This is a genomic window from Catenulispora subtropica (assembly GCF_039531675.1).
Lineage (GTDB): Bacteria > Actinomycetota > Actinomycetes > Streptomycetales > Catenulisporaceae > Catenulispora > Catenulispora subtropica.
This window is the reverse complement of record NZ_BAAAQM010000034.1, coordinates 38868-65389: the sequence shown is the minus strand read 5'-3', so window position 1 is coordinate 65389 and position 26522 is coordinate 38868. Positions and strand designations below refer to the sequence as shown.

Annotated in this window: 3 protein-coding genes; all 3 read left to right on the top strand. The window is 74.5% G+C overall.

Annotated elements, in window-relative coordinates:
• The first annotated feature begins 25 nt into the window (after window positions 1–25).
• A complete protein-coding gene (locus ABD466_RS26670) occupies window positions 26–5014 on the top strand; it encodes a type I polyketide synthase (protein ID WP_344659921.1) in 4989 nt (1662 codons plus the stop codon).
• Window positions 5015–5041: 27 nt separating this feature from the next.
• The gene (locus ABD466_RS26665; RefSeq protein ID WP_344659920.1) at window positions 5042–14671 is read left to right on the top strand and encodes a type I polyketide synthase; all 9630 of its coding nucleotides are present in this window, start codon (window positions 5042–5044) and stop codon (window positions 14669–14671) included.
• Window positions 14672–14734: 63 nt separating this feature from the next.
• A complete protein-coding gene (locus tag ABD466_RS26660; RefSeq protein WP_344659919.1) occupies window positions 14735–26503 on the top strand; it encodes a type I polyketide synthase in 11769 nt (3922 codons plus the stop codon).
• The last annotated feature ends 19 nt before the right edge of the window (window positions 26504–26522 follow it).

Genomic DNA, 26522 nt, shown 5'->3' with positions numbered 1-26522 from the left:
CGCGCCGCTATAAGGAGTCTGGTTAATGGAGAGTCAGGAAAAGCTCTTCGACTACCTCAAGAAGGTGTCGGCCGAGCTCCAGAAGACCCGCAGCCGCCTGCGCAAGCTGGAGGCCGGCGAGCGGGAGCCGGTCGCGGTGGTCGGCATGGCGTGCCGCCTTCCCGGCGGCGTGCGCGACCCGGAGGCGCTGTGGGAGCTGGTCGCCACCGGCACCGACGCCATCTCCGAGTTCCCGCGCGACCGCGGCTGGGAGATCCCCGGCGCGGACGCGGGCTACGCCCCGGTCGGCGGCTTCGTCTACGACGCCCCCGACTTCGACGCGGCCTTCTTCGGCATCAGCCCCCGCGAGGCGCTGGCGATGGACCCGCAGCAGCGGATCCTGCTGGAGGTGTCGTGGGAGGCGCTGGAGCGCGCGGGCATCGATCCGAACACCCTGCACGGATCCCAGACCGGTGTCTTCGTCGGCGCCAACTTCTCCGGCTACGGAGTCACCGTCGCGGGGGAGAAGGAGGCTCAGGGCTACGTCCTGACCGGCGGCCTGACCGCCGTGATCTCCGGCCGGGTCGCCTACACCCTCGGGCTGGAGGGCCCGGCGGTCACGGTCGACACCGCGTGTTCGTCCTCGTCGACGGCCCTGCACCTGGCGCTCCAGTCCCTGCACAGCGGCGAGAGCACGATGGCCCTGGCCGGCGGTGTCGCGATCATGGCGCTGCCCGGCGCCTTCTCCGAGTTCTCCAAACAGCAGGGCATGGCCACCAACGGCCGCTGCAAGGCCTTCTCCGCCGACGCCGACGGCATCGGCTGGGCCGAGGGCGCGGGCATGGTGCTGCTGGAGCGGCTGTCGGACGCCCGCCGCAACGGCCATCAGGTCCTGGCGGTGATCAGCGGCAGCGCGGCCAACCAGGACGGCGCCTCCAACGGTCTCACCGCCCCGAACGGCCCGTCGCAGCAGCGGGTGATCCGCGCGGCCCTGGCCGACGCGAAGCTGACCAGCGCCGACATCGACGCCGTCGAGGGCCACGGCACCGGCACCACCCTCGGCGACCCGATCGAGGCCCAGGCGCTGATCGCCACCTACGGTCAGGAGCGCCCCGAGGGCCTGCCGCTGTGGCTGGGCTCGGTGAAGTCCAACATCGGCCACCCGCAGGCGGCCTCGGGCGTGATCTCCCTGATCAAGATGGTGCAGGCGCTGCGCCACGGCGAACTGCCGAAGACGCTGTTCGCCGAGGAGCCCTCGCCGCACATCGACTGGGCCGCCGGCGACGTGCGCCTGCTGAACGAGGCACGGCCGTGGACCGCGGGGGACCGGCCCCGGCGGGCCGGGATCAGCTCGTTCGGCGTCAGCGGGACGAACGTGCACATGATCGTGGAGGAGGCGCCGGCCGAGAAGGCGGAGGCCAAGACCCAAGCCGGGTCCGAGTCCGGCGCGTCGGCCGGCGAACCCGCGACCGGTGTCGCGGCGGAGGCCGATCGGCCGGGTTCGGGACCTGGATCCGAGGCCGCCCCGGCCCCCCGCGTGCTGGCCGGTGCCGATGTCTCGGCATGGTTGGTGTCCGGCCGCGGAAGCGACGCGCTCGCGGCCCAGGCCGGGCAGCTGCGGGAGTTCGTGATCGGGCGCCCGGAGCTGACACCGGCTGACGTGGCCTGGTCGTTGGCCTCCACGCGCGCCACGTTCGAGAACCGCGCCGTCGTCACCGCCGTGGGCCGGGAGGCCCTGAACGCCGGCCTCGCCGCGGTCGCGACCGGCCAGCCCGCGCCGGGCGTCGTGACCGGCTCCGTCGGCACCCTCGGCGCCGGCAAGAGCGTCTTCGTCTTCCCGGGCCAAGGCAGCCAGTGGGTCGGCATGGGCCGCGACCTCGTCGACACCTCCCCGGTGTTCGCCAAGCGCTTCGCCGAGTGCGCGAAGGCGCTGGCGCCGTTCGTCGACTGGTCGCTCTACGACGTGCTCGATCAGCAGCTCGAGACGGCTGACATGGTGCAGCCGGTGCTGTGGGCGATGATGGTGTCGCTCGCGGCGGTCTGGCAGGCCGCGGGGGTCATGCCGGACGCCGTGGTCGGCCACTCTCAGGGCGAGATCGCCGCCGCCGTCGTCGCGGGCAGCCTGTCGCTGGAAGACGGCGCGCGCGTGGTCGCTCTCCGCTCCCAGGCGTTGAAGCCGTTGGCCGGCAAGGGCGGCATGCTCTCCCTCGCGCTGCCCGCCGACGCCGTCCGGGAGCGGATCGCAGAGTTCGGCGAGCGCGCCTCCATCGCCGCGATCAACGGCGCCGCGGCGACCGTCGTCTCCGGCGAGCCCCAGGCACTCCAGGAGATCCAGGCCGCCTGCGAGGCCGAAGACATCAGGGCCCGCATTATCCCCGTCGACTACGCCTCCCACTCCGCACAGATCGACGCCCTGGAGCAGGAGATCCTCCAGGCGCTCGCCGGGGTTGCCCCGACCGACGCCGCGATCCCCATGATTTCGGCCATGAACGGCGAGACACTGACCGGTACGGAGCTCGGCCCCGACTACTGGTACGCCTCCCTGCGCTCGACCGTCGAGTTCGACCGCGCCGTCCGCAAGCTCGTCGAGACGGGACACCGCGCGTTCGTCGAGGTCTCGCCGCATCCGGTCCTCACCGGGGCGATCACCGACACGGTCGAGGACACCGGCACCACCGCCTCCGTCGTCACCGGCACCCTGCGCCGCGACGAGGGCGGCCCGGCGAGGCTGCTGGCCTCGCTGGCCGAGGCGCACGTCAACGGCGTCCGCGTCGACTGGCAGAAGGTCCTGGAACCCGCTGCCACGACCGACCTGCCCACCTACGCCTTCCAGCGTCAGCGCTTCTGGCCCAAGCCCGCCGAGCCCGAGGCCCCGGTCGCGACCGGTTCCGGAACCCCGGCCGAGGCCGAGTTCTGGGCCGCCGTCGAGAACGGCGACCTCACCGGTCTCAGCGACAAGCTGGCCCTGGAAGCCGCACAGCTCAGCGAGGTCCTCCCGGCGCTCGCCACCTGGCGCCGCCGTGAGCAGGACATGTCCTCCGTCGCCGACTGGCGTTACCGCGTCTCCTGGGTCCCGGTCACGGATCCCGGCGGCGCCGCGCCGACCGGCACCTGGCTGCTCGTCGCTCCCGAAGCCGTCGACGACACCACCGCCGCCGACTGTGCCAGTGCCCTGACGGACAACGGCGCCGAGGTCGTCACGGTCACCGTGGGCATCGCGGACCTCGATCGGGCGACGCTCGCCGAGAAGGTCCGCGCCGCTTTCCTCGACGGAGAAACCGACTTCGCGGGCGTCCTGTCCCTCCTGGCCCTCGACGAGACGCCGACCCCCGCCCACCCGATGGTCGTCGGCGGCCTGGCCGGCACCACACTGCTGATGCAGGCCCTCGGTGACCTCGGCGTCACCGGCCCGCTCTGGGCCGCCACCCGCGGCGCCGTCGCGGCCGGCCTCGGCGAACACCCGACGCACCCGGTCCAGGCGCAGATCTGGGGCCTCGGCCGCACGGCGGGGCTCGAACACCCGGATCGCTGGGGCGGTCTCGTCGACCTGCCCGAGCAGTGGGACGAGCGCGCCGCCGCCCGCCTGGCCACCGTCCTCGGCGGCTGCGGCGAGGACCAAGTGGCCTTGCGTTCCTCCGGCATCATGGCCCGCCGCGTGGTGCGCGCGGCCCGCCGCACCCGCGAGGACCAGTGGAGCCCCACGGGCACCGTGCTGGTCACCGGCGGCACCGGTGAGGTCGGACCGCACCTGGTGCGCTGGCTGGCCGGGCGCGGCGCCGAGAACGTGGTGCTCACCACGCGGTCCGGCGTACGGCCGCAGGCCGCGGCGGCGCTGGCAGCCGTGGCGGAGGCCGGGACCGCGGTCAGCCTGATGACGTGTGACATCGCCTCCCGTGACGAGGTCTCCGGCCTGCTGGACCGCATCGCCGCCGACGGTCCCCCGCTGAGGTCGGTCATGCACGCCGCCAACGCCGTCGACCTGATGCCCTTCGACGCCACCGGCCTCGGCGACCTCGCCAAGGCCCTCGGCGCGAAGGTGGCCGGCGCGCTGTGGCTGGACGAGCTGACGCGGGACCTCGACCTGGACCGCTTCGTGCTGTTCTCCTCGATCTCGGCGACCTGGGGCAGCAACGAGCACGCCGCCTACACCGCCGCCAACGCCCACCTCGACGCCCTGGCCCAGGAACGCCGGGCGCGCGGCCTGCCCGGCACCTCGGTGGCCTGGGGCATCTGGGACACGCGCGAGTGGGGCGACCTGTCGACCATCACCCACGACAAGCCCGGCGCCATCACCCCGGCCCGGCTGCTGCGCCAGGGGCTGACCTTCCTGAACCCGCAGCGCGCGCTGACCGCGCTGGACCAGGCGCTGGCCGACGACGAGACCAACCTGGTGGTCGCCGACGTGGACTGGAGCCGGTTCGCCCCGGTCTTCACCGCGCTGCGGCCGTGGCGGCTGCTGGATCAGGTCCCTGAGGTCAAGGCTCTGAGCGCGACGTCCGGTGCGTCCGCGGCCCCTGACGCGTCGGCCGGCGACCTGGCCTCCAGACTGGCGGCGATGGGCCCGGCCGAGCGCGAGCGCACCGTCACCGACCTGGTCTGCACGCACGCCGCCGCGGTCCTCGGGTTCGGCGGCGCCGCCGAGATCCCGGCCGACCGGGCGTTCCGGGACATGGGCTTCGACTCGCTGACCGCCGTGGAGTTGCGCAACCGGCTCAACACTGCGACGGGCCTCAAGCTCGCCTCGACCGCGGTGTTCGACTATCCCTCGCCGGAGGTGCTGGCTTCCCATGTCGCGGGGCAGCTGGCGGGGACCGGGCCGGCGGCGGCACAGCGGCCGGTCCTGGAGGAGTTCGACACCTTCGCCGAGGGTGTGTCCGACCTGGACGGCCAGACCCGTGCGGCGCTCGTACGACGTTTGGAAACGCTGGCCCGCGACCTGCGCGGAGCGGAACCGGAGACTGCGGTGGACGCCGTGGACGACGACGAGATGTTCGAGTTCGTCGACGGCGTGCTCAACGCTCCCGACTTCGAGTGACCTGATGGCCGAAGGGTGTGAAGGGTGATGGAGAGCCAGGAGAAGCTGCGCGATTACCTCAAGCAGGCGACCGGCAAACTGCGGCGGACCCAGGCGCTCCTGAAGGAGGCCCGCGACCGGGAACGGGAGCCGATCGCGGTCGTGGGCATGGGGTGCCGTTTCCCGGGCGGGGTGTCGACCCCGGAGGCGCTGTGGGACCTGGTGGCCGCCGGCGGCGACGCGGTCTCCGGCTTCCCGACCGACCGCGGCTGGGACATGACCGGGCTCTTCGACCCCGACCCGGACAACCCCGGGACGTCGTACGTGCAGGAGGGCGGCTTCCTGCACGACGCGTCGGAGTTCGACGCGGCCTTCTTCGGGATCAGCCCGCGCGAGGCCGTCGCCATGGACCCGCAGCAGCGCCTGCTGCTGGAGGTCTCGTGGGAGGCGCTGGAACGGGCCGGGATCGATCCGACGTCGCTCAGCGGCTCCCTCACCGGCGTCTTCGCCGGCGCCCCGCCGTCCGGCTACCTGGTGCACGCCGGGGCCGGACTGGCGGGCTCGGAGAGCCACCTGATCACCGGCAACGTCACCAGCGTCATCTCCGGCCGCATCTCCTACACCCTCGGCCTGGAGGGCCCGGCGGTCACCGTCGACACCGCCTGCTCCTCCTCCCTGGTGGCGCTGCACCTGGCCTGCCAGGCCCTGCGCACCGGCGACTGCACCATGGCGCTGGCCGGCGGCGTGATGGTGATGGCCGACCCCGGCGAGTTCGTCGGCTTCTCGCGCCAGAAGGCCCTGGCCGCCGACGGCCGCTGCAAGGCGTTCTCCGACGACGCCGACGGCATGGGCATCGCCGAGGGCGCGGGCATGATCGTGCTCGAACGGCTCTCCGACGCGCAGCGCAACGGCCACACCGTCCTCGCGGTCGTCCGGGGCAGCGCCACCAACCAGGACGGCGCGAGCAACGGCCTCACCGCGCCGAACGGACCCTCCCAGCAGCGCGTCATCCGCGCCGCCCTGGCCAACGCCCGGCTGTCGGCGGCCGACGTCGACGCCGTCGAGGCGCACGGCACCGGCACCACCCTCGGCGACCCGATCGAGGCCGGCGCGCTGCTGGCCACCTACGGCCGGGAGCGCCCCGAGGGCAAGCCGCTGTGGCTGGGCTCGATCAAGTCGAACATCGGCCACGCGCAGCAGGCCGCGGGCATCGCCGGCGTGATGAAGATGGTGCTGGCGCTCCAGCACGGGCTGCTGCCCGCCAGCCTGCACGCCGCCGTGCCGTCCCGGCACATCGAGTGGAGCGAGGGCGAGGTCCGGATCCTCCAGGAGAACCTGGAATGGCGCCGCGGCGAGGTGCCTCGGCGCGCCGGTGTGTCAGCGTTCGGACTCAGCGGCACCAACGCGCACATCATCCTGGAGGAGGCGCCGGAAAGCCCGGACACCGAGGCTCCGGACGAGGACGGCACCCCGGCCGCACCGCGCGTGTTGTCGACCTCTGACATCACCGCCTGGCCCGTCTGCGGACGCGGGACCGAGGGGCTGGCCGCCCAGGCCGGGCGCCTGCGCGAGTTCGCGCTCGCCGGCCCGGACGCGACCAGCGCCGAGATCGCCTGGTCCCTGGCCACCACCCGGTCCGCCTTCTCCCACCGCGGCGTGGTCCTCGGCACCGACCGGCTGACGCTGCTCGACGGCCTCGCCGCCGTCGCGACCGGGAACTCGGCCGCCGGCGTCGTCACCGGCGCGCTGCCGGTCGGCGCGACGCGCGGCGGCCGGATCGCCTTCGTCTTCCCCGGCCAGGGGAGTCAGTGGGCCGGCATGGGACGTGAGCTGCTCGCGACCTCGCCGGTGTTCGCCGCCCGGTTCGCCGAGTGCGCCGAGGCGCTCGCTCCGTTCGTCGACTGGTCGCTGGAAGACCTCCTCGACCAGCCCCTGGAGACCGCCGACCAGGTCCAGCCGGTGCTGTGGGCGATGATGGTGTCGCTGGCCGCCGTCTGGCAGGCCGCTGGCGTCGTCCCGGACGTGGTCGTCGGCCACTCCCAGGGCGAGATCGCCGCCGCCACCGTCGCCGGGATCCTGTCGCTGCGCGACGGCGCCCGGGTGGTGGCGCTGCGCTCGAAGTCGCTGAAGATCCTGGCCGGCAAGGGCGGCATGCTGTCCGTCGCCGAGCCCGCCCCAGCGGTCCGCGCCCGGATCGCGCCCTGGGGCGCGCGCGCCTCGGTCGCCGCGGTCAACGGCCCGGCCGCCACCGTCGTCTCCGGAGAACCCGAGGCGCTGCAGGAGATCCAGGCCGCGTGCGAGGCCGGCGGTGTCAGGGCCCGCATGGTCTCCGTCGACTACGCCTCGCACTCCGCCCAGGTCGACGCCCTGCACGAGGAGATCCTCGCAATCCTCGACGGCATCACCCCCGGCCCCGCCAGCATCCCCATGATTTCCGCGATGAGCGGCGCCATGATCGCCGGCCCCGAACTCGACCCCGGCTACTGGTTCGCCAGCCTGCGCGCCCCGGTGGAGTTCGACGGCGCGGTCCGCGCCCTGGTCCGCGCCGGCAACCGCACGTTCGTCGAGGTCTCGCCGCACCCCGTGCTGACCGGCGCCATCACCGACACCGTAGAGGACGTCCTCACGGACCCGGCCGTGAACACCCCCGGCCTGCCCGACCCGGCCGTGATCGGCACGCTGCGCCGCGACGAGGGCGGTCCGGCCCGGCTGCTCACCTCGCTGGCCGAGGCGTTCGTGCACGGCGCCCGCGTCGACTGGACCACGGTCCTGGAGCCGGCGCGCGCGATCGAGCTGCCGACGTACGCGTTCCAGCACCAGAGGTACTGGCCGATCGCCCCGGCGGCCCATTCGGCCGAGCCGGGCGGCACCGAGGCCGAGTCGAGGTTCTGGACGGCGGTCGAACAAGGTGATCTGGCGCGGGTGAGCGCGACCCTCGACGTCGGGGACCACAGCCCGCTGAGCGAGGTGCTGCCCGCGCTGGCCTCGTGGCGGCGCCGGGACCGGGAGGGCTCGACGGCCGCGGCGTGGCGCTACCGGGTCTCGTGGGTGCCGGTCGGCGGAGCCGCCGCGCCGAAGCTGACCGGGAGCTGGTTGATCGTCGCGTCCTCGGACCACGAGGAGCTGACCCACCGCTGTGCCAGCGCCCTGACGGAGTACGGTGCGCAGACGTCGCTCATCGAGATCACGGCGCACGGCCTGGACCGGACCGAGCTCGCCGAGCGGATCGCGCGGGTGCAGCCGGCCGAGGGCTTCGCCGGAGTGCTGTCCCTGGTGGCACTGGACGAGACGCCGCTGACCGACTACCCGACGGTTCCCGCGGGCCTGTCCGCCACCGTGCTGCTCGCCCAGGCGATGGGCGAGGCCGGGGTCGAGGCGCGGCTGTGGGCCGCGACCGAGGGCGCGGTGGTGGCGGCGGCCGGGGACCTGATGAGCTCCCCGGAACAGGCCCAGATCTGGGGACTGGGCAGGGTTATCGCGCTGGAGCATCCGGAGCGCTGGGGCGGTTTGATAGATCTGCCGGGGGAGTGGGACGAGCGCTGCGCCGCCCGCCTGTGCACGGTGCTGGCCGGGTGCGGCGAGGACCAGGTGGCGGTGCGCGCGTCCGGCGCCATGGCGCGCCGGCTCGTGCACTCTCCCGCCGACGACACGGGAGGGAAACGATGGCAGCCCCACGGAACGGTTTTGGTTACCGGCGGGACCGGCGCGATCGGCGGCCACGTGGCGCGCTGGTCAGCGGGTCGCGGTGCGGCGCGCCTGGTCCTCACCTCCCGTTCCGGACCGACCGGGTCCGGGGCTGCGGCGCTGGCCGCACGGCTGGCCGGGACCGGCGTCCGGGTCGACGTCCTGGCCTGTGACATCGCCGCCCGCGCCGAGGTCTCCGGGCTGCTGGCGCGGATCGCGGCGGACGGGCCCGCGCTGAGCTCGGTCCTGCACGCGGCCGGCATCGCCCGCGGCTGCCTGGTGCAGGACCTCGGACCGGCCGATCTGGCCGACGAGCTCGCGGCCAAGGGCGCCGGCACGGACGCGCTGGACGAGCTGACACAGGACCTTGATCTGGACGCCTTCGTCCTCTTCTCCTCCGGGGCCTCGACATGGGGCAGCGGGATGCTCGGCGGCTACGCCGCGGCGAACGCGTACATGGACGCGGTCGCCGAGTGCCGGCGGCAGCGCGGACAGGCCGCGACGTCGGTGGCGTGGGGGCTGTGGGGCGGCGGCGGTCTGGGTGCCGGCGACGCCGGAGACCAGTTGCAGCGTTACGGCATGCGGTTCATGGACCCGGACGTGGCGGTGCGGGCCCTGGCGCAGGCGCTGGACGGGGACGACGGGCTGATCAGCGTCGCCGACGTGGACTGGGAGAAGTTCGCGCCGACGTTCACGCTGCGGCGGCCGAGTCCGCTGATCGCCTCGCTCCCCGAGGTGAAGCAGGCCCTGGCGACGGCCGAGGCTCCGGCGGCGCAGACGGCCTCCGCCGCGCCGCAGTCGGATCTGGCGCGGCGGGTGTCCGCGCTGTCGCGCGTCGAACAGGACCGCCTGCTGGTGGACGTGGTGCGCACCGAGGTGGCCGCGGTCCTCGGCTATTCGTCCCCTGACGCCATCGAGAAGGCGCAGGCGTTCAAGGACCTGGGCATCGACTCGGTGACCGCGGTCGAGCTGCGCAACCGGCTCAACGCCGCGACCGGGCTGCGGCTGCCGTCGACGCTGGTGTTCGACTACCCGTCGTCCGCGGTGCTGGCCGACCATCTGCGCGGCGAGCTGACCGGCGTGCAGTCCGGTCCGGCCGCCGGCACGCCGGCGGTCGCGCCGATCGCGGCCGGCGAGCCGATCGCCGTCGTCGGCATGGGCTGCCGACTGCCCGGCGGCGTCACGGATCCCGAGCAGCTGTGGGACCTGGTGGCCGCGGGCGGCGACGCGCTGGGGCCGTTCCCGACCGACCGCGGCTGGGACATCGTCGAGGAGACGTACGGCCTGAACCAGGGCGAGGGCTCGACCTCCTTCATCAGGGTCGGCGGGTTCGTCCACGAGGCGGGCGGGTTCGACGCCGGGTTCTTCGGCATCAGCCCGCGCGAGGCCATCGCGATGGACCCGCAGCAGCGGCTGCTGTTGGAGACGTCCTGGGAGGCGCTGGAGCGTGCGGGGATCGACCCGCACTCGCTGCGCGGCTCGCAGACCGGCGTCTTCGTCGGCGCCAACCACTCCGGATACGGCGGCGGCCTGGTCGGCGAGAGCGGCTCGGAGGGCTACCTGCTCACCGGCGGTCTCACCGCCGTCATCAGCGGCCGCATCTCCTACACGCTGGGCCTGGAGGGCCCGGCCGTGACGATGGACACGGCCTGCTCCTCGTCCTCGGTCGCCCTGCACACCGCGGTCCAGTCGCTGCGGGCCGGCGAGTGCTCGATGGCCCTGGCCGGCGGCGTGGTCGTGATGATCATCCCCGGCGCGTTCGCCGAGTTCAGCAAGCAGCAGGGCATGGCCGCCGACGGCCGCTGCAAGGCCTTCTCCGCCGACGCGGACGGCATCGGCTGGGCCGAGGGCGCGGGCATGGTGGTCCTGGAGCGGCTGTCGGACGCCCGCCGCAACGGCCACGAGGTGCTGGCGGTGATCAGCGGCACCGCGATGAACCAGGACGGTGCCTCCAACGGCCTGACGGCGCCGAACGGCCCCTCGCAGCAGCGGGTCATCCGCGCCGCCCTGGCCAACGCCAAGCTGGTGAGCGCGGACGTCGACGCCGTCGAGGCGCACGGCACCGGCACCACCCTCGGCGACCCGATCGAGGCGCAGGCGCTGCTGGCGACGTACGGCCAGGACCGCGACGCCGACAAGCCGCTGTGGCTGGGGTCGGTGAAGTCGAACATCGGCCACATGCAGGCCGCCTCGGGGGTCGCGAGCCTGATCAAGATGGTCATGGCCCTGAAGCACGAACTGCTGCCGGTCACGCTCTACGCGCAGGAGCCCTCGCCGCACATCGACTGGGACGCCGGCAACGTGAAGCTGCTGAACGACCCGGTGCCGTGGCGCGGCGGCGGGAAGACCCGGCGGGTCGGGGTGTCGTCGTTCGGGGTCAGCGGCACGAACGTGCACATGATCCTGGAGGAGGCCCCGGCGCTTCAGGAGCCTGGGACTCCTGACGAGCCGGTCGCCGAGACCACGCCGAAGGTCCTGGACTCCGCGGTCGGCGCCTGGCTGGTCTCGGGCCGCAGCGCCGACGGCCTCGCCGGGCAGGCGGGACGGCTGCGGGAGTTCGTGCTCGCGAAGCCGGAGCTGGAGCCCGCCGACGTCGGCTGGTCGCTGCTGACCACGCGGTCGACCTTCGAGCACCGGGCCGTGGTGGTCGGATCCGAGCGCGGTGCCCTGGCCGGTGGGCTGGCGGCGGTCGCGACCGGGCAGCCGGCGGCCGGCGTGGTCGCCGGTTCCACGACCTCGAACGGTCCGGGGCGCTGTGTGTTCGTCTTCCCGGGGCAGGGGAGCCAGTGGGTCGGCATGGGGCGCGAGCTGCTCGCCACCTCGCCGGTCTTCGCGGCCCGCTTCGCCGAGTGCGCCGAGGCGCTGGCGCCGTTCGTCGACTGGTCCCTCTACGACCTGCTCGACCAGCAGCTCGAAACAGCCGATCAGGTCCAGCCGGTGCTGTGGGCGATGATGGTGTCCCTCGCGGCGGTGTGGCAGGCGGCCGGGGTCACTCCCGACGCCGTGGTCGGCCACTCGCAGGGCGAGATCGCCGCGGCGGCCGTCGCCGGGATCCTCTCCCTGAGCGACTCGGCCAAGGTCGTGGCTCTGCGCTCGAAAGCACTGAAGCCCCTTGCCGGCAAGGGCGGCATGCTCTCCCTCGCCCAGCCCGCCGACCTCGTCCGCGAGCGCATCGCGGGCTTCGGCGACCGCGTCTCGGTCGCCGCCGTCAACGGTGCTTCGGCGACCGTCGTCGCCGGCGAGCCGGAAGCCTTGCGGGAGATCCAGGCGGCGGCCGAGGCCGATGGGATCAGGGCCCGCATGATCCCGGTCGACTACGCCTCGCACACGGCCCAGGTCGACGCCCTCGAAGCCGAGATCAAGCGCGTCCTCGCCGGCATCACGCCGACCGGGGCGGCGATCCCGATCATCTCCGCGATGAGCGGCGAGACGCTGACCGGTCCCGAGCTCGGCCCCGACTACTGGTACGCGTCCCTGCGCTCCACCGTCGAGTTCGACCGCGCCGTGCGGACCCTCACTCAGAACGGCCACCGCACCTTCATCGAGGTCTCGCCGCACCCGGTCCTGACCGGCGCCATCGGCGACACCCTGGACACGCTCGACATCGTCGCCCCCACCGTCATCGGCACCATCCGCCGCGACGAAGGCGGCCCGGCGCGCCTGCTCACGTCGTTCGCCGAGGCGCACGTCCACGGTGTCGAGATCGACTGGACCTCCGTGCTGGCCACCGGCGAGCAGGTCGCGCTGCCGACCTACGCCTTCCAGCACCGTCGCTACTGGGCGCCGCCGTTCCCGGAGATGCCGGCGAAGGAAACCCCGGCAGCCTCCGCCAACTCCGAGGCCGAGGAACGCTTCTGGAACGCGGTCGAGCAGGGCGACATCGCAGAGCTCGCCGACACCCTGGCCGTCGAGGACGCCGACGCGCTCACCGGCATCCTCCCGGCGCTCGCCTCCTGGCACCGTCGCGAGCGCACCGACTCGACGGTCGGCAACTGGCGCTACCGTGTCGTCTGGAAGCCGGTCGACGAGCCTGCCGCTCCGGTGCTCTCCGGCACCTGGCTGGTCGTGGTTCCCGAAGGACGGCACTTCGACACGGCCGATGCGCTCACAGCGCACGGCGCCGACGTGGTGACCGTCGAAGCTCCGGCGGCTGACATCGACATCCTGGACCGCGAAACCCTCGCTGCGCGCATCACCGCCGCTCTGAACGGCACCGAGCCGGCCGGAGTCCTGTCCTTCCTGGCCCTCGACGAGACGCCGATCGCCGCCTTCCCCGGCGTGACGCGCAGCATCGCGGGCACCATGGGTCTCACCCAGACGCTCGGCACCGCCGGCATCACCGCCCGACTCTGGGTCCTGACCCAGGGGGCGATGTCCGCCCAGCCCGATGACAAGCTCACCAGTCCCGTCCAGGCGCAATCCTGGGGACTCGGCCGCGTCGCGGGCCTCGAACACCCCGACCGCTGGGGCGGCCTCATCGACCTGCCGGCCGAACTCCCGGACGGTGTGGCCGACCTCCTCTGCTCCGTCCTCGCCGACGGCGCCGAGGACCAGATCGCCCTGCGCGGCACCGAGATCCTCAAGCGCCGCCTCGTCCGCGCCCCGCGTGCGGCCGAACCCGCCGAGCCGTGGACGCCGACCGGCACCGCGCTGGTCACCGGCGGCACCGGGGAGATCGGTCCGCACCTCGTCCGCTGGCTCGCTTCCTCGGGCGTGCGCCGTGTGGTGCTGCCCAGCCGTTCCCCCGTGGCCGCCCAGGCGGCCGGGGCCCTGGCCTCGCTCGCCGGCTCCGGGACCGACGTCACGCTCGTCCGCTGCGACGTCGCCGACCGGGAGGAGGCCGGCTCGCTCCTCGGGTGGATCGGCGCCGGCGGTCCGCCGCTGACCACCGTCGTGCACGCCGCCAACGCCGTCGACCTGACGATGCTCGACGACACCGGTCTGGCCGACCTGCAGAAGGCGCTCGGGGCCAAGGCGGCCGGGGCGGTGAGCCTGGACGAGCTGACCGCGGACTCCGGCGTCGACAAGTTCGTGCTCTTCTCCTCGATCGCGGCCACGTGGGGCAGCGCCGAGCACGCCGCCTACGCCGCGGGCAACGCCTTCGTCGACGCCCTGGCGGTCAACCGGCGCCAGCGCGGGCTGCCCGCGACCTCCGTCGCCTGGGGGGTCTGGGACACGCAGGGCTGGTCGACCTCCGGCGCCGAGCTGCCCGACGGGCCCGGCATCGTCACCCCGGCCCGGCTCGCGCGGCAGGGCATGGCCTTCCTCACGCCTGAGCCGGCGCTGACCGCGCTGGGACAGGCCGTCACCGACGACGAGGCGTTCCTGGCCGTCGCCGACGTGGACTGGTCGCGCTTCGTCCCGGTGTTCAGCGCCAAGCGCGACTGCCCGCTGCTGGACGAGCTCGCCGACAAGCGTGCCGCCGCGGCCGCGAACACGGACGCTGACGACGTCGACGACTCCGGTCAGGCGAGCGCGCTCGCTCAGCGGCTGGCCGGCCTCCCGCAGGCCGACCAGGAACGCATGCTGTCCGACCTGGTCTGCACGCACGCCGCCGCGGTCCTCGGCCACGCCTCAGCCCGCGACGTCCCGGCGCACCTTGTGTTCCGCGACATGGGTTTCGACTCGCTGACCGCCGTCGAGCTGCGCAACCGGCTGTCCGCGGCCACCGGGCACAAGCTGCCCTCCACGGCGGTGTTCGACTATCCGACGCCGGCGGTGATGGCCGAGTACCTGCGCGGCGAGATCTGCGGCGCGTCCGGGGGCGGATATCTCCCCGCTCTAGAGGAACTCGAGCGTCTCGCGTCCACCCTCGCGTCTAATGCCCGCGACGACGAGGCCCGGACCCGGATCGCGGGGCGGCTGCAGGCGCTGCTGGACCGGTTCCAGGCCCCCGCCGAGGACGGCCGCGCCACCCGCGACCTGGACGCCATGAGCGCCGCGGAGATGTTCGACCTCGTCGAGGACGAGCTGAACGCCGCCGACTTCGACTGACCGCCGGCAGCTCGCCGCAACGGACCATCCCATGTGCCGGACCGCTCAGAGGGTTGTGACTTGATGGAGAACGAGGAACGCCTGCTCGATTACCTCAAGCAGGTCACCGGCAAGCTGCGGGCGACCCGCGAACAGCTGCGGGAGGCCCGGTCCCGGGGCCGCGAGCCGATCGCGATCGTCGGCATGGGGTGCCGGTTCCCCGGCGGCGTCGGCAGCCCCGAGCAGCTGTGGGACCTGGTGGCCGCCGGCGGCGACGCGGTCTCCGGCTTCCCGGTGGACCGCGGCTGGGACATGTCCAGCCTGTTCGATCCGGACCCCGACAACCCCGGCACCAGCTACGTCCGGGAGGGCGGCTTCCTGCACGCCGCCGCCCGGTTCGACGCCGGGTTCTTCGGGATCAGCCCGCGCGAGGCGATCGCGATGGACCCGCAGCAGCGGCTGCTGCTGGAGACGTCGTGGGAGGCCCTGGAGCGGGCCGGGGTGGATCCGTTCTCCCTGCGCGGCTCGCTCACCGGCGTGTTCGTCGGCGGTGCGCCCTCCGGCTACATCGAGCAGGCGATCCACGCCGAGGGCGCCGAGAACCACCTCATCACCGGCAGCGCCATCAGCGTTCTGTCAGGCCGCATCTCGTACACGCTCGGCCTGGAGGGCCCGGCGGTCACCGTCGACACCGCCTGCTCCTCCTCGCTGGTGGCCCTGCACCTGGCCGCGCAGGCGCTGCGCACCGGCGAGTGCTCGCTGGCGCTGGCCGGCGGCGTCATGGTGATGGCCAACCCCGCCGAGTTCATCGGCTTCTCGCGGCAGAAGGCGCTGGCCGCCGACGGCCGCTGCAAGGCGTTCGCCGAAGAGGCCGACGGCATGGGCATCGCCGAGGGCGCCGGGATGATCGTGCTGGAGCGGCTGGCCGACGCCCGCCGCAACGGGCACGAGGTGCTCGCGGTGGTCCGGGGCAGCGCGATCAACCAGGACGGCGCGTCGAACGGCCTCACCGCGCCGAACGGACCCTCGCAACAGCGGGTCATCCGCGCCGCGCTGGAGAACGCGCGCCTGTCCAGCCTGGACGTGGACGCCGTCGAGGCGCACGGCACCGGCACCACCCTCGGCGACCCGATCGAGGCCCAGGCCCTGATCGCCACCTACGGCCGCGACCGCACCGCCGACCGGCCGCTGTGGATCGGGTCGCTGAAGTCGAACATCGGCCACGCGCAGCAGGCCGCGGGCATCGGCGGCGTCATGAAGATGGTGCTGGCGCTGCGCAACGGGCTGCTGCCGGCCACGCTCCACGCCGAGACGCCCTCCACGCACATCGACTGGTCCGACGGCACGGTCCAGCTGCTCACCGAGGCCCGGCCGTGGCCGGCGGGCGAGCAGCCGCGGCGCGCGGGCGTGTCGGCGTTCGGACTCAGCGGCACCAACGCGCACATCATCGTCGAGGAAGCCCCGGCCCCGGCTCCGGACGCCGCGGAGGGCGCGCCGAAGCCGGTCGCCGAGGACGGTGACGAGGTCGAGGCCGCGGCTTTGACGGCGCGGGAGCCGGAGCCGAGGGTGCTGGCCGGCACCGGCGTGTTCGCGTGGCCGGTGGCCGGGCGCAGTGCCGCCGGGCTCGCGGCGCAGGCCGGACGGCTGCGCGAGTTCACCCTGGGGGCGCCGGAGCTGAGCCCGGTGGACGTCGGCTGGTCGCTGGCCACCACCCGGTCGGCGTTCGAGCACCGCGCGGTCGTCACCGGCACCGGCCGGGAGACGCTGAACGCGGGTCTGGCGGCGGTCGCCACGGGGCAGCCCGGCACCGGCGTGATCACCGGGGCGGTGCCCGCCGCGGGCGTGGGCCGCCGCGTGTTCGTGTTCCCCGGGCAGGGCAGCCAGTGGATCGGCATGGGCCGGGAGCTGCTCCAGACCTCACCGGTGTTCGCGGCACGCTTCTCCGAGTGCGCGGCGGCTCTGGCCCCTTATATCGACTGGTCCCTTTACGACGCCCTCGACCAGCAGCTCGAAACCGCCGACACGGTCCAGCCGGTGCTGTGGGCGATGATGATCTCGCTGGCCGCGGTGTGGGAGGCCGCGGGGGTCCGGCCGGACGCGGTGATCGGGCACTCGCAAGGCGAGATCGCGGCGGCCGCGGTCGCCGGGATCCTGTCGCTCGACGACTCCGCCAAGGTCGTCGCCCTGCGCTCGCAGGCACTGAAGCCCTTGGCGGGCAAGGGCGGGATGCTCTCCATCGCAGAGCCCGCCGACACGGTGCGCACGCGCCTGGCCCCCTACGGCGACCGGGTCTCCGTCGCCGCGGTGAACGGGCCCGCCGCCACCGTCGTGTCCGGCGAGCCGGAAGCGCTGCGGGAGCTGTGCGAGACCTGCAAGGCCGAGGATGTCAGGGCTCGCATCATCCCCGTCGACTACGCCTCGCACTGCGCGCAGATCGACGGACTGGAGAGCGAGATCAAGCGCGTGCTGGCCGGGATCACGCCGGTCACCGCACGCGTGCCGCTGATTTCGGCGATGAGCGGTGCCTGGCTGGACGGTCCGGAGCTCGACGCCGACTACTGGTACGCGTCGCTGCGTTCCCCGGTCGAGTTCGACCGCGCCATCCGCACCCTCGCGAACGACGAGTACCAGGTCTTCATCGAGGCCTCACCGCACCCGGTCCTCACCGGCGCCATCGGCGACTCGGTCGAGGCCGCCTCCCGGGACGGGGTGCTGCCGGCGCCGATCGTCACCGGCACGCTGCGCCGCGACGAGGGCGGCCCGGCCCGGCTGCTGGCGTCGCTGGCCGAGGTCCACGTGCACGGCGTGGACGTGGACTGGACCGCGGTGCTCGAACCGGGACGGCGGGCCGGCCTGCCGACGTACGCGTTCCAGCACGAGCACTTCTGGCCCCCGGCCGCCCCCGCATCCGCCGAGGACGGCGCGTTCTGGGAGGCGGTCGAGAGCGGCGAGTTCCGCGATCTGGCCGACAGCCTGGGCGTCGACGGCGGCGCGCTGGACGAGGTGCTGGCCGCCTGGCGCCGCCGCGAGCGCGCCGACTCGGAGATCGCCGACTGGCGCTACCGGATCACCTGGGCACCGGTCGCCGATCCCGCCGCGACGGTGCTCGACGGCAAGTGGCTCGTGGTGGTGCCCGAGGGCGCCGAGCACGAGGCGATCGCCGGCAACTGTGTCCGAGCCCTGACCGACAAGGGCGCCTCGACGGTGATCCTGGGCATCGCGTCCGAGGAACTCCACCGCGGACTCCTCGCGGGCAGGATCTCGCGAGCCGTCTCCGGCGACGAGCCGGTCGTCGGCGTCCTCTCCCTGCTCGCGCTCGACGAGTCTTCGCTGCCGGGATACCCGACGGTCGCCTCCGGTCTCGCCGGAACCGTAGCCCTCATGCAAGCGCTGGCCGAGACCGGTACCGCCGCCCCGCTGTGGGTCGCGACCCGCGGCGCGGTCGGCGCGGCGCCGGGTGAACGTCCCGCGCACCCGGTCCAGGCCCAGGTCTGGGGTCTCGGGCGGGTCGCAGGACTCGAACACCCCGACCAGTGGGGCGGCCTGCTGGACCTGCCCGAGTCCTGGGACGAGCGCAGCGCCTCCCGGGTCGGCGCGGTCCTGTCCGGCTGCGGCGAGGACCAGGTCGCGGTCCGTGCGGCCGGGATCCTGGGCCGTCGTCTCTCCCACGCCCCGATCACCGCCGGCGCCGCCTGGCAGCCGCGGGGCACCGTCCTGGTCACCGGCGGCACCGGCGCCATCGGCGGCTTCGTCGCGCAGCTCGCCGCCGAGCGGGGGGCTCCGCGCGTGGTGCTGACCAGCCGCTCCGGGGCGTCGAGCCGGGGAGCCGCCGAGCTCGCCGCGCGACTGGCGAACAGCGGCACCCTGGCCGAGGTCATCGCCTGCGATGTCGCCGAGCGTTCCGACGTCGAGGCTCTCCTCGCCCGCCTCGCGGCCGACGGTCCCGCACTGTCCGGCGTCCTGCACGCGGCCGGCGTCGCGCACGGCTGCGCGGTCCAGGAGATCGCGCCGGCCGACCTCGCCACCGAGATGGGCGCCAAGCGGGCCGGCACCGACCTGCTCGACGAGCTGACGCAGGACCTCGATCTCGACACCTTCGTGCTCTTCTCCTCCGGAGCCGCCACCTGGGGCAGCGGATCGCTCGGCGCCTACGCCGCGGCCAACGCCTACCTGGACGCCGTCGCCGAGGACCGGCGGGCCCGCGGCCTGGCCGCCACGTCCGTGGCCTGGGGCCTGTGGGACGGCGGTGGTATGGGCTCCGGGGACGCCGGCGACCAGATGCAGCGCTACGGCATGCGCCTGATGAGCCCCGATCAGGGGGTCAAGGCCCTGGCCCAGGCCCTGGACGGCGGTGACTGCCTGGTCTCCGTCGCCGACATCGACTGGGACACCTTCGCGCCGACCTTCACCCTGCGTCGTCCGAGCCCGCTGATCGCCTCGCTGCCCGAGGTGCGCCGCGTCCTCTCCGGCGCGAGCCAGGACGCTGACACCGGGCCCCGGACGGCACTGGCCCGCCGCCTCGACGGTCTGTCGCCGGCCGAACAGGAGCGCACCGTCGTCGGCGTGGTCCGCGCCGAGGTGGCCGCGGTCCTCGGCTACGCCTCCGGCGACGCCGTCGACCCCGACCGGGCGTTCAAGGACCTCGGCTTCGACTCGGTGACGGCCGTCGAACTGCGCAACCGCCTCAACGGAGCCAGTGGCCTGACACTGCCGTCGACACTGGTCTTCGACTACCCCAACGCCACGGCGGTCGCGCGGCATCTGCACAGCCGGTTGCTCGGCACCAAGGCTGATATCGCCGACACCGCCGACACCGCCGGCTCCGGTCCGACCCTGACCGCCGCCGACGGCGAGCCGCTGGCCGTCATCGGCATCGGCTGCCGCTTCCCCGGCGGCGTGCACGGCCCGGACGACCTGTGGGAGCTGGTCGCCACCGGGACCGACGCGATCTGCGGCTTCCCGGCCGACCGCGGCTGGGACCTCGAGGGCGAGTACGGCCAGGAGGGCGGCTACCTCGCCGACGCGGCCGAGTTCGACGCCGGGTTCTTCGGGATCAGTCCGCGCGAGGCGCTGGCGACCGACCCGCAGCAGCGGCTGCTGCTCGAGGTGTCGTGGGAGGCGCTGGAACGCGCGGGCATCGACCCGCACTCGCTGCGCGGCTCCCAGACCGGCGTCTTCGCCGGCGGCTGGATGCAGACCTACGGCGACGTCCTCCCGCTGGAGGCGCTCCAGGGCTACACCCCGGCCAGCGACGGCGGCAGCGTGATCTCCGGCCGCGTCTCCTACACGCTGGGCTTCGAGGGCCCGGCGATCAGCGTCGACACCGCCTGCTCCTCCTCGCTGGTGGCGATCCACTTGGCGGGCCAGGCCCTCCGGCGCGGGGAGTGCGACCTCGCGCTCGTCGGCGGCGTGACCGTGATGCCCTCCACGTCGCCGTTCGGCTTCGGCTCCTCGCTGGGCCTGGCGCCCGACGGCCGCTGCAAGTCCTTCGCCTCCGAGGCCGACGGCATGGGGATGGGCGAGGGCGCGGCGATCCTGGTCGTCGAGCGGCTGTCCGACGCGCGGCGCAACGGCCGCGAGATCCTGGCGGTGATCCGCGGCAGCGCGGTCAACCAGGACGGCGCCTCCAACGGCTTCACCGCCCCGAACGGCCTGTCCCAGCAGCGGGTCATCCGCACCGCGCTGGCCAGCGCCGACCTCACGACCGGCGACGTCGACGTGGTCGAGGCGCACGGCTCCGGCACGGTCCTCGGCGACCCGATCGAGGCCCAGGCCGTGATCGCCACCTACGGCCGGGACCGGCCGGAGGACCGGCCGGTGTGGCTGGGGTCGATCAAGTCGAACATCGGGCACGCGCAGGCCGCCGCCGGCGTGGCCGGCGTGATCAAGATGATCATGGCGATGCGGCACGGGGTGCTGCCGCGCACCCTGCACGTCGAGCACCCCTCGCCGCACATCGACTGGTCGGCCGGGAACGTGAAGCTGCTGCGCGACCACGTGCCCTGGCCCGTCGACGCCGCGCGGCCGCGCCGGGCCGGCGTCTCCGGCTTCGGGATCAGCGGCACCAACGCGCACATCATCGTCGAGGAGGCCCCGGCGTCGCAGACACCTGACGAAGCCGAGTCCGTCGTCGAGCCCGCGGATTCCGGTGCGCTCCCGGTGCTGTCCGGCGCCGGCGTCTCGGCCTGGCTGCTCGCCGCCCGCTCGGCGGACGCGCTGGCCGGCCAGGCCGGACGGCTGCGCGAGTTCGCGCTCGCGCGCCCGGAGCTGGAACCGGCGGACGTCGCCTGGTCGCTGGCCACGACGCGCTCCACGTTCGCGCACCGCGCCGTCGTGATCGGCGCCGACCGCGGGGACCTGGCCGTGCGCCTGGCCGCCGTGGCGACCGCGCAGCCCGCGAGCGGAGCCGTGGTCGGCAGCGTTCCGGGCTCGGGGCCCGGCCGGACCGTCTTCGTCTTCCCGGGGCAGGGGAGTCAGTGGCCTGGCATGGGCCGGGAGATGCTCGACGCCTCCCCGGTCTTCGCGGCCCGCTTCGCGGAGTGCGCGGCCGCGCTCTCGGCCCACGTCGCCTGGTCCGCGCGCGATGTCATCCGTCAGGCCGACGGCGCGCCGACCATCGACTCCGCCGACGTGGCGCAGCCGGTCATGTGGGCCGTCATGGTGGCGCTCGCGGCCGTCTGGGAGGCGGCCGGGGTGCGGCCCGACGCGGTCGTCGGGCACAGCCAGGGCGAGATCGCCGCCGCCACCGTCGCCGGGATGCTGTCGCTGGGCGACGCGGCGAAGGTCGTGGTCGAGCGGTCGAAGGCGCTGGCCGCCCTGAACGTGCGCGGCGGGCTGCTGTCGGTCGTGCTGCCCGAGGCGGGCGTCCTGGAGATCCTGCGGGACTTCCCGGGCCTGTCGGTGGCGGCGGTGAACTCCCCGGCCGCGACCGTCGTCGCCGGACCGCTGGACGACCTCGACTCGCTGGAGGTGCTGCTGTCCAAGCGGCGGATCCTGCGGTGGCGGGTCCCGGCGACCGCCGACTTCGTGGCGCACTCGGCCCGGGTCGAGCCGGTCGAGCGGGAGCTGACGGCGGCGCTGGCCGGGATCCGGCCGGGCGCGGGCACCGTGGCCTTCCTCTCCACCGCGCACGGCCGCTGGATGTCAGGGCACGAACTCGACGCCGGGTACTGGTACGCCAACGTCCGTCAGCCGGTCCGCTTCGCCGACGCGGTGGCCGAGCTGGCCGGCTCGGGCTACGGCACCTTCGTCGAGGTCTGCGCGCAGCCGGTGCTCGGCAGCGCGGTCACCGAGACCGTGGACGCGCGCGGGCTGCCGGCGCCGGTGGTGGCCGGGACCGTGCGGCGCGAGGACGCCGGGGCCGCCGGCCTGCTGGCGTCGCTGGCCGCGGTGCACGTCGCCGGGGTGCCGGTGGACTGGCCCGCGGTGCTCGGCGGCGGACGCCGGGTGGAGCTGCCGACGTACGCCTTCCAGCGCGGGCACTTCTGGCCCAAGACCGGCAAGTCCTCCGGCAACGGCGCCGCCGACCTGGGCCTGAGCCCGATCGGTCACCCGCTGCTGGGCGCGGCCGCCGAACTCGCGGGCGGCGCGGGCTGGCTGCTGACCGGCCGCCTGGCGCAGCGCACGCATCCGTGGCTGGCCGACCACGTCGTGCACGGCACGGTGATCCTGCCCGGCACGGCGTTCGTCGAGCTGGCCCTGGTCGCCGGCTACCAGGCCGGCGTGGTCCGGATCGAGGACCTGACGCTGGAGACCCCGCTCGTGCTGCCCGCCAAGGGCGCGGTCCACGTGCAGGTCTTCGTCGGCGCGGCGGACGAGGACGGCAAGCGCCCGCTGGAGGTGCACTCCCGCCCCGCCGCCGAGGCCGACCAGCAGGCGCCGTGGACGCGCCACGCCAGCGGTCTGCTCGCCCCGGCGCGCCCGGCGTCCCAGGCCCCTGACGCCGACTTCACCGCCTGGCCGCCGACCGGTGCGCAGGCCGTGGACGTCGAGGGCTTCTACGAGGCGGCCGCGGCCGGCGGGTACGCCCTCGGCCCGGCGTTCCACGGGCTGCGCGCGGTGTGGCGGCGCGGCGGCGACGTGTTCGCCGAGGTGGCGCTGCCGGCCGACGTCGCCGACGACGCCGGACGCTTCGGTCTGCACCCGGCGCTGTTCGACGCCGCGCAGCAGGCGGGCATCTTCGTCACCGGCGCGGGCGAGGGGCAGACGTGGCTGTCGTTCGGCTGGAACGGCGTGTCCCTGGAAGCCACGGGCGCGCGCACGCTGCGGGTGCGGCTGCGGCAGGACGAGGACGGCGGCTACTCGCTGACCGCCTCCGACCTGAGCGGTTCGCGGGTCCTGGCCGTGGACTCGCTGCTCATGCGGCGCGCGTCCGCCGCGCAGTCGGTGACCGCCGCGGAGTCGCGGGACCTGTCCGAGGCGCTGTTCGCGGTCGACTGGACGGCGCTGCCGACGATCACCGCCGCGCCGATCGGCCGGATCCGGTGGGCGGTGCTCGGCGCCGATCCCCGGGACCTGGCCGGGGATCTGGCCGCCGCGGGCGTGGACGTGCGATCGCACGCGAGCCTGGCCGATCTGGTGCGGGCCGTGGAGGACGGGGAGCTGCTGCCCGATCTGGTCCTGGCGCCGCTGGGCGGTGCGGACGGCTCCGATGGCGCTGACGGCTCCGACGGCGCCGGCGCGGCCGACGAGGCTGACGTGGCCGAGGCGGCGTCGGCGCTGACCGCCGACACGCTCGGGCTGGTGCAGGAGTGGCTGGTCGAGGACCGGCTGGGCCCGGCTCGGTTGGCGCTGGTGACCCGGGGCGCGGTGGCGGCCGAGCCGGGCGAGGGCGTCGGGGACCTTGCCGCGGCGGCGGTGTGGGGGCTGGTGCGCTCGGCGCAGTCGGAGAACCCGGACCGGTTGGCGCTGCTGGACCTTCCCGGGGCCGCGGCGGACGTCGAGCTGATCGGTGCCGCCCTCAACGGCGCGCAGAGCGAATCCGAACCCGAACTCGCCATCCGCGGCGGGGTGGTGCGGGCCCGCCGGCTGGTGCGTCCGCTGGCCGGGCTGCCGGTTCCCGAAGGCGACGAGCCCTGGCGCCTGGCCGCCTCCGAAGGGCTGATCCTGATCCCGCACCCGCAGGCCGCTGAGAAGCTCCGGGCCGGACAGGTCCGCGTCTCGGTGCGCGCCGCCGGTGTCAACGCCTCGGATCTGCGCGCCACCGCCGCCGACGAGGCACCCGAACCGCTCGGCGCGGAGATCGCGGGCGTCGTGCTCGAGTCCAAGGTGAAGGCCCTGAAGCCCGGCGACCGGGTCTTCGGCTTCGCGCCCGGCTCGATCGGACCGGTCGCGGTGGCCGAGGCCGACGCGCTGGCCCCCATCCCGAGCGGCTGGACGTTCGCCGAGGCGGCGGCCGCCCCGGTCGGGTACACCACGGCCCGGCAGACGCTGAAGGACGCCGAGCCCGGACAGCGCATCCTGATCCACCACGCCGACACCCCCGCCGGCCGAGCTGCGGTGGCCGTGGCGAACCAGCTCGGCCTGGAAGTCTTCACCACCACCCGCGCCACGCGCCCCGAACAGTTCGAAGCGCGGTTCGGCGGCACCGCGATGGACATCGTCCTCGACGCCCCCGAAGGCCGCGCCGCGGAAGCCTCCGCCCGGCTCGCCGCCCCGGACGCCGTCACTCTGCGCCAGAACCCTGAAGAGATCGACGTCCGCGGTTCGTTGGCGGGTGCCGTCGCCGGCCTCCCGGCTCCCGCATTCCACGCCTGGGACGTCCGCCGTGCCTCCGAAGCCTTCCGCGCGGCCGCCGGCGGCACGGAGAAGGTCGTCCTGACCATCCCGCCGGACGCCACCGCTCAACGCCCGCTCGGCACCGTCCTCATCACCGGCGGCACCGGTACGCTCGGCGCCCTGGTCGCCGAGCGCTACGCCACCACCGGCCGGGCCGCGGAGCTCCTCCTCTCCAGCCGTTCCGGCCCGCTGGCCCCCGGCGCCGCTCTGCTCGCCGCCCGCCTGGCCGGCAGCGGCGTCGCGGTCCGCATCGTCTCCTGCGACGCCGCGGACGAGGGCGCGCTGGCCGGGCTGCTCGCCGGCGTTCCCCTCACCGGAGTGATCCACACCGCGGGCGTCCTGGACGACGGCGTCGTGGCCTCCCTCACCCCCGAGCGGATCGCGGGCGTCATGCGTCCCAAGGCCACCTCGGCCTGGAACCTGCACCGCCTGACGCGGGATAAGGACCTTGACACCTTCGTCCTGTTCTCCTCGGCCGCGGCCACGCTCGGCGCGCCCGGACAGGGCAACTACGCCGCCGCCAACGCCTTCCTCGACGCCCTGGCCGGGCACCGGCACGCCGCCGGGCTGCCCGCCCACGCGCTCACCTGGGGCCTGTGGGCCGACGCCAGCACGATGACCGGTCATCTGGACGCCGGCGAGCGCGGCCGCATCGGCTCCAGCGGCGTCGGGACCATCAGTGCCGACGACGGTCTGGGGCTGCTGGACCTGGCCGTCGGCCGGGACGAGCCGCTGCTGGCGCCGATCCGGCTGAGCATCCCGACGCTGCGCGCCGTGGCCCGGGCCGGACGGCTTCCGGCCTGTCTGCGGGCGCTGGCGCCGGTGCCGCGCGCGGTGCGGGAGACCAGCTCCCAGTTCGCCGGGCCCGCGCTGCGCGAGCGGCTGGCCCGCGGCACCGAGGCCGAACAGGTCAGGATCCTGACCGACCTGGTGCGGTCGGAGGCCGCGTCGGTCCTGGGGCACGACTCGCCGGAGGCGGTCGCCGTCGACGTCACCTTCCTGGAGCAGGGCTTCGACTCGCTGACCGCGGTCGAGCTGCGCAACCGGGTGAACGCGATCACCGGGCTGCGGCTCACCGGCGCGATGGCCTTCGACCACCCGACGCCCGCCGAGCTCGCGCCGTTCCTGCGCGAGAAGCTGGCCGCGGCCGGGGTGCTGGGCGAGCGCGACGCGGCGGCCGGCGCGGTGCCGCGGGACGCTCGCCGCTACCGGACGGCGGACGAGGCCGGTGCGGCCGGTGCCGACGGTGCCGACGGTGCCGACGGTGCGGCCGGTGTGCGGCAGGCGGCGCCGGCCGGCGGTGAGTCGCTGGTCGCCTTGTTCGCGCGTGCGGTCCGGGAGGGCCGCGGACCGGAGCTGATCGCCCTTGTCAGAGGGCTGGCGGCCTTCAGGCCGCGCTTCGCGGCGGTCTCCGACCTGTCCGAGGTGCCCGAGGCCACCGTGGTCTCAAGGGGCCCGCAGACGCCGCGGCTGATCTGCTTCCCGTCCTTCGCGGGCAGCTCGGACGCCCAGGAGTTCGCCCGGTTCGCCGCCGGATTCCGGGGCCGCCGCGCGGTCTCGGTGGTGCCGACCCCCGGTTTCGTCGCCGGGGAGCCGCTGGCCGCCGACCGTGAGGCGTTGCTGGGGGTCTGCGCCGAGAGCGTGCGCAAGACCGCCGGCGATCAGCCGTTCGTGCTGGTCGGCTTCTCCTCCGGCGGCCTGGTCGCGCACGCCGTCGCGGCCCGCGTGGGGGCCGCCGGGCTGATCCTCGTCGACACCTTCGTCCCCCAGGACGAGGGCGTCCCCGACGACGTCCAGGCCGCGCTGGCCGGGGTCGTGCTGGCCACCGGGCAGGCGCCCGGCGGCGACGCCTGGCTGACCGCGCTGGCGCACTACTACTCGATGGACTGGCGCGGGCTGCCCCGCACGTCCGTCCCCACTCTGCTGGTGCGGGCCCAGGAGTCGATCGGGGACGCGTCCACCTGGGACCTGTCGGAGGCGATGACCGTCGTGGACGTCCCCGGCGACCACTTCAGCATGCTGCGTGACCACGCCGCGACGACCGCTCAAGCCGTCGCCGAGTGGCTGGACACATAAAGGGCTCCACACCACCGCT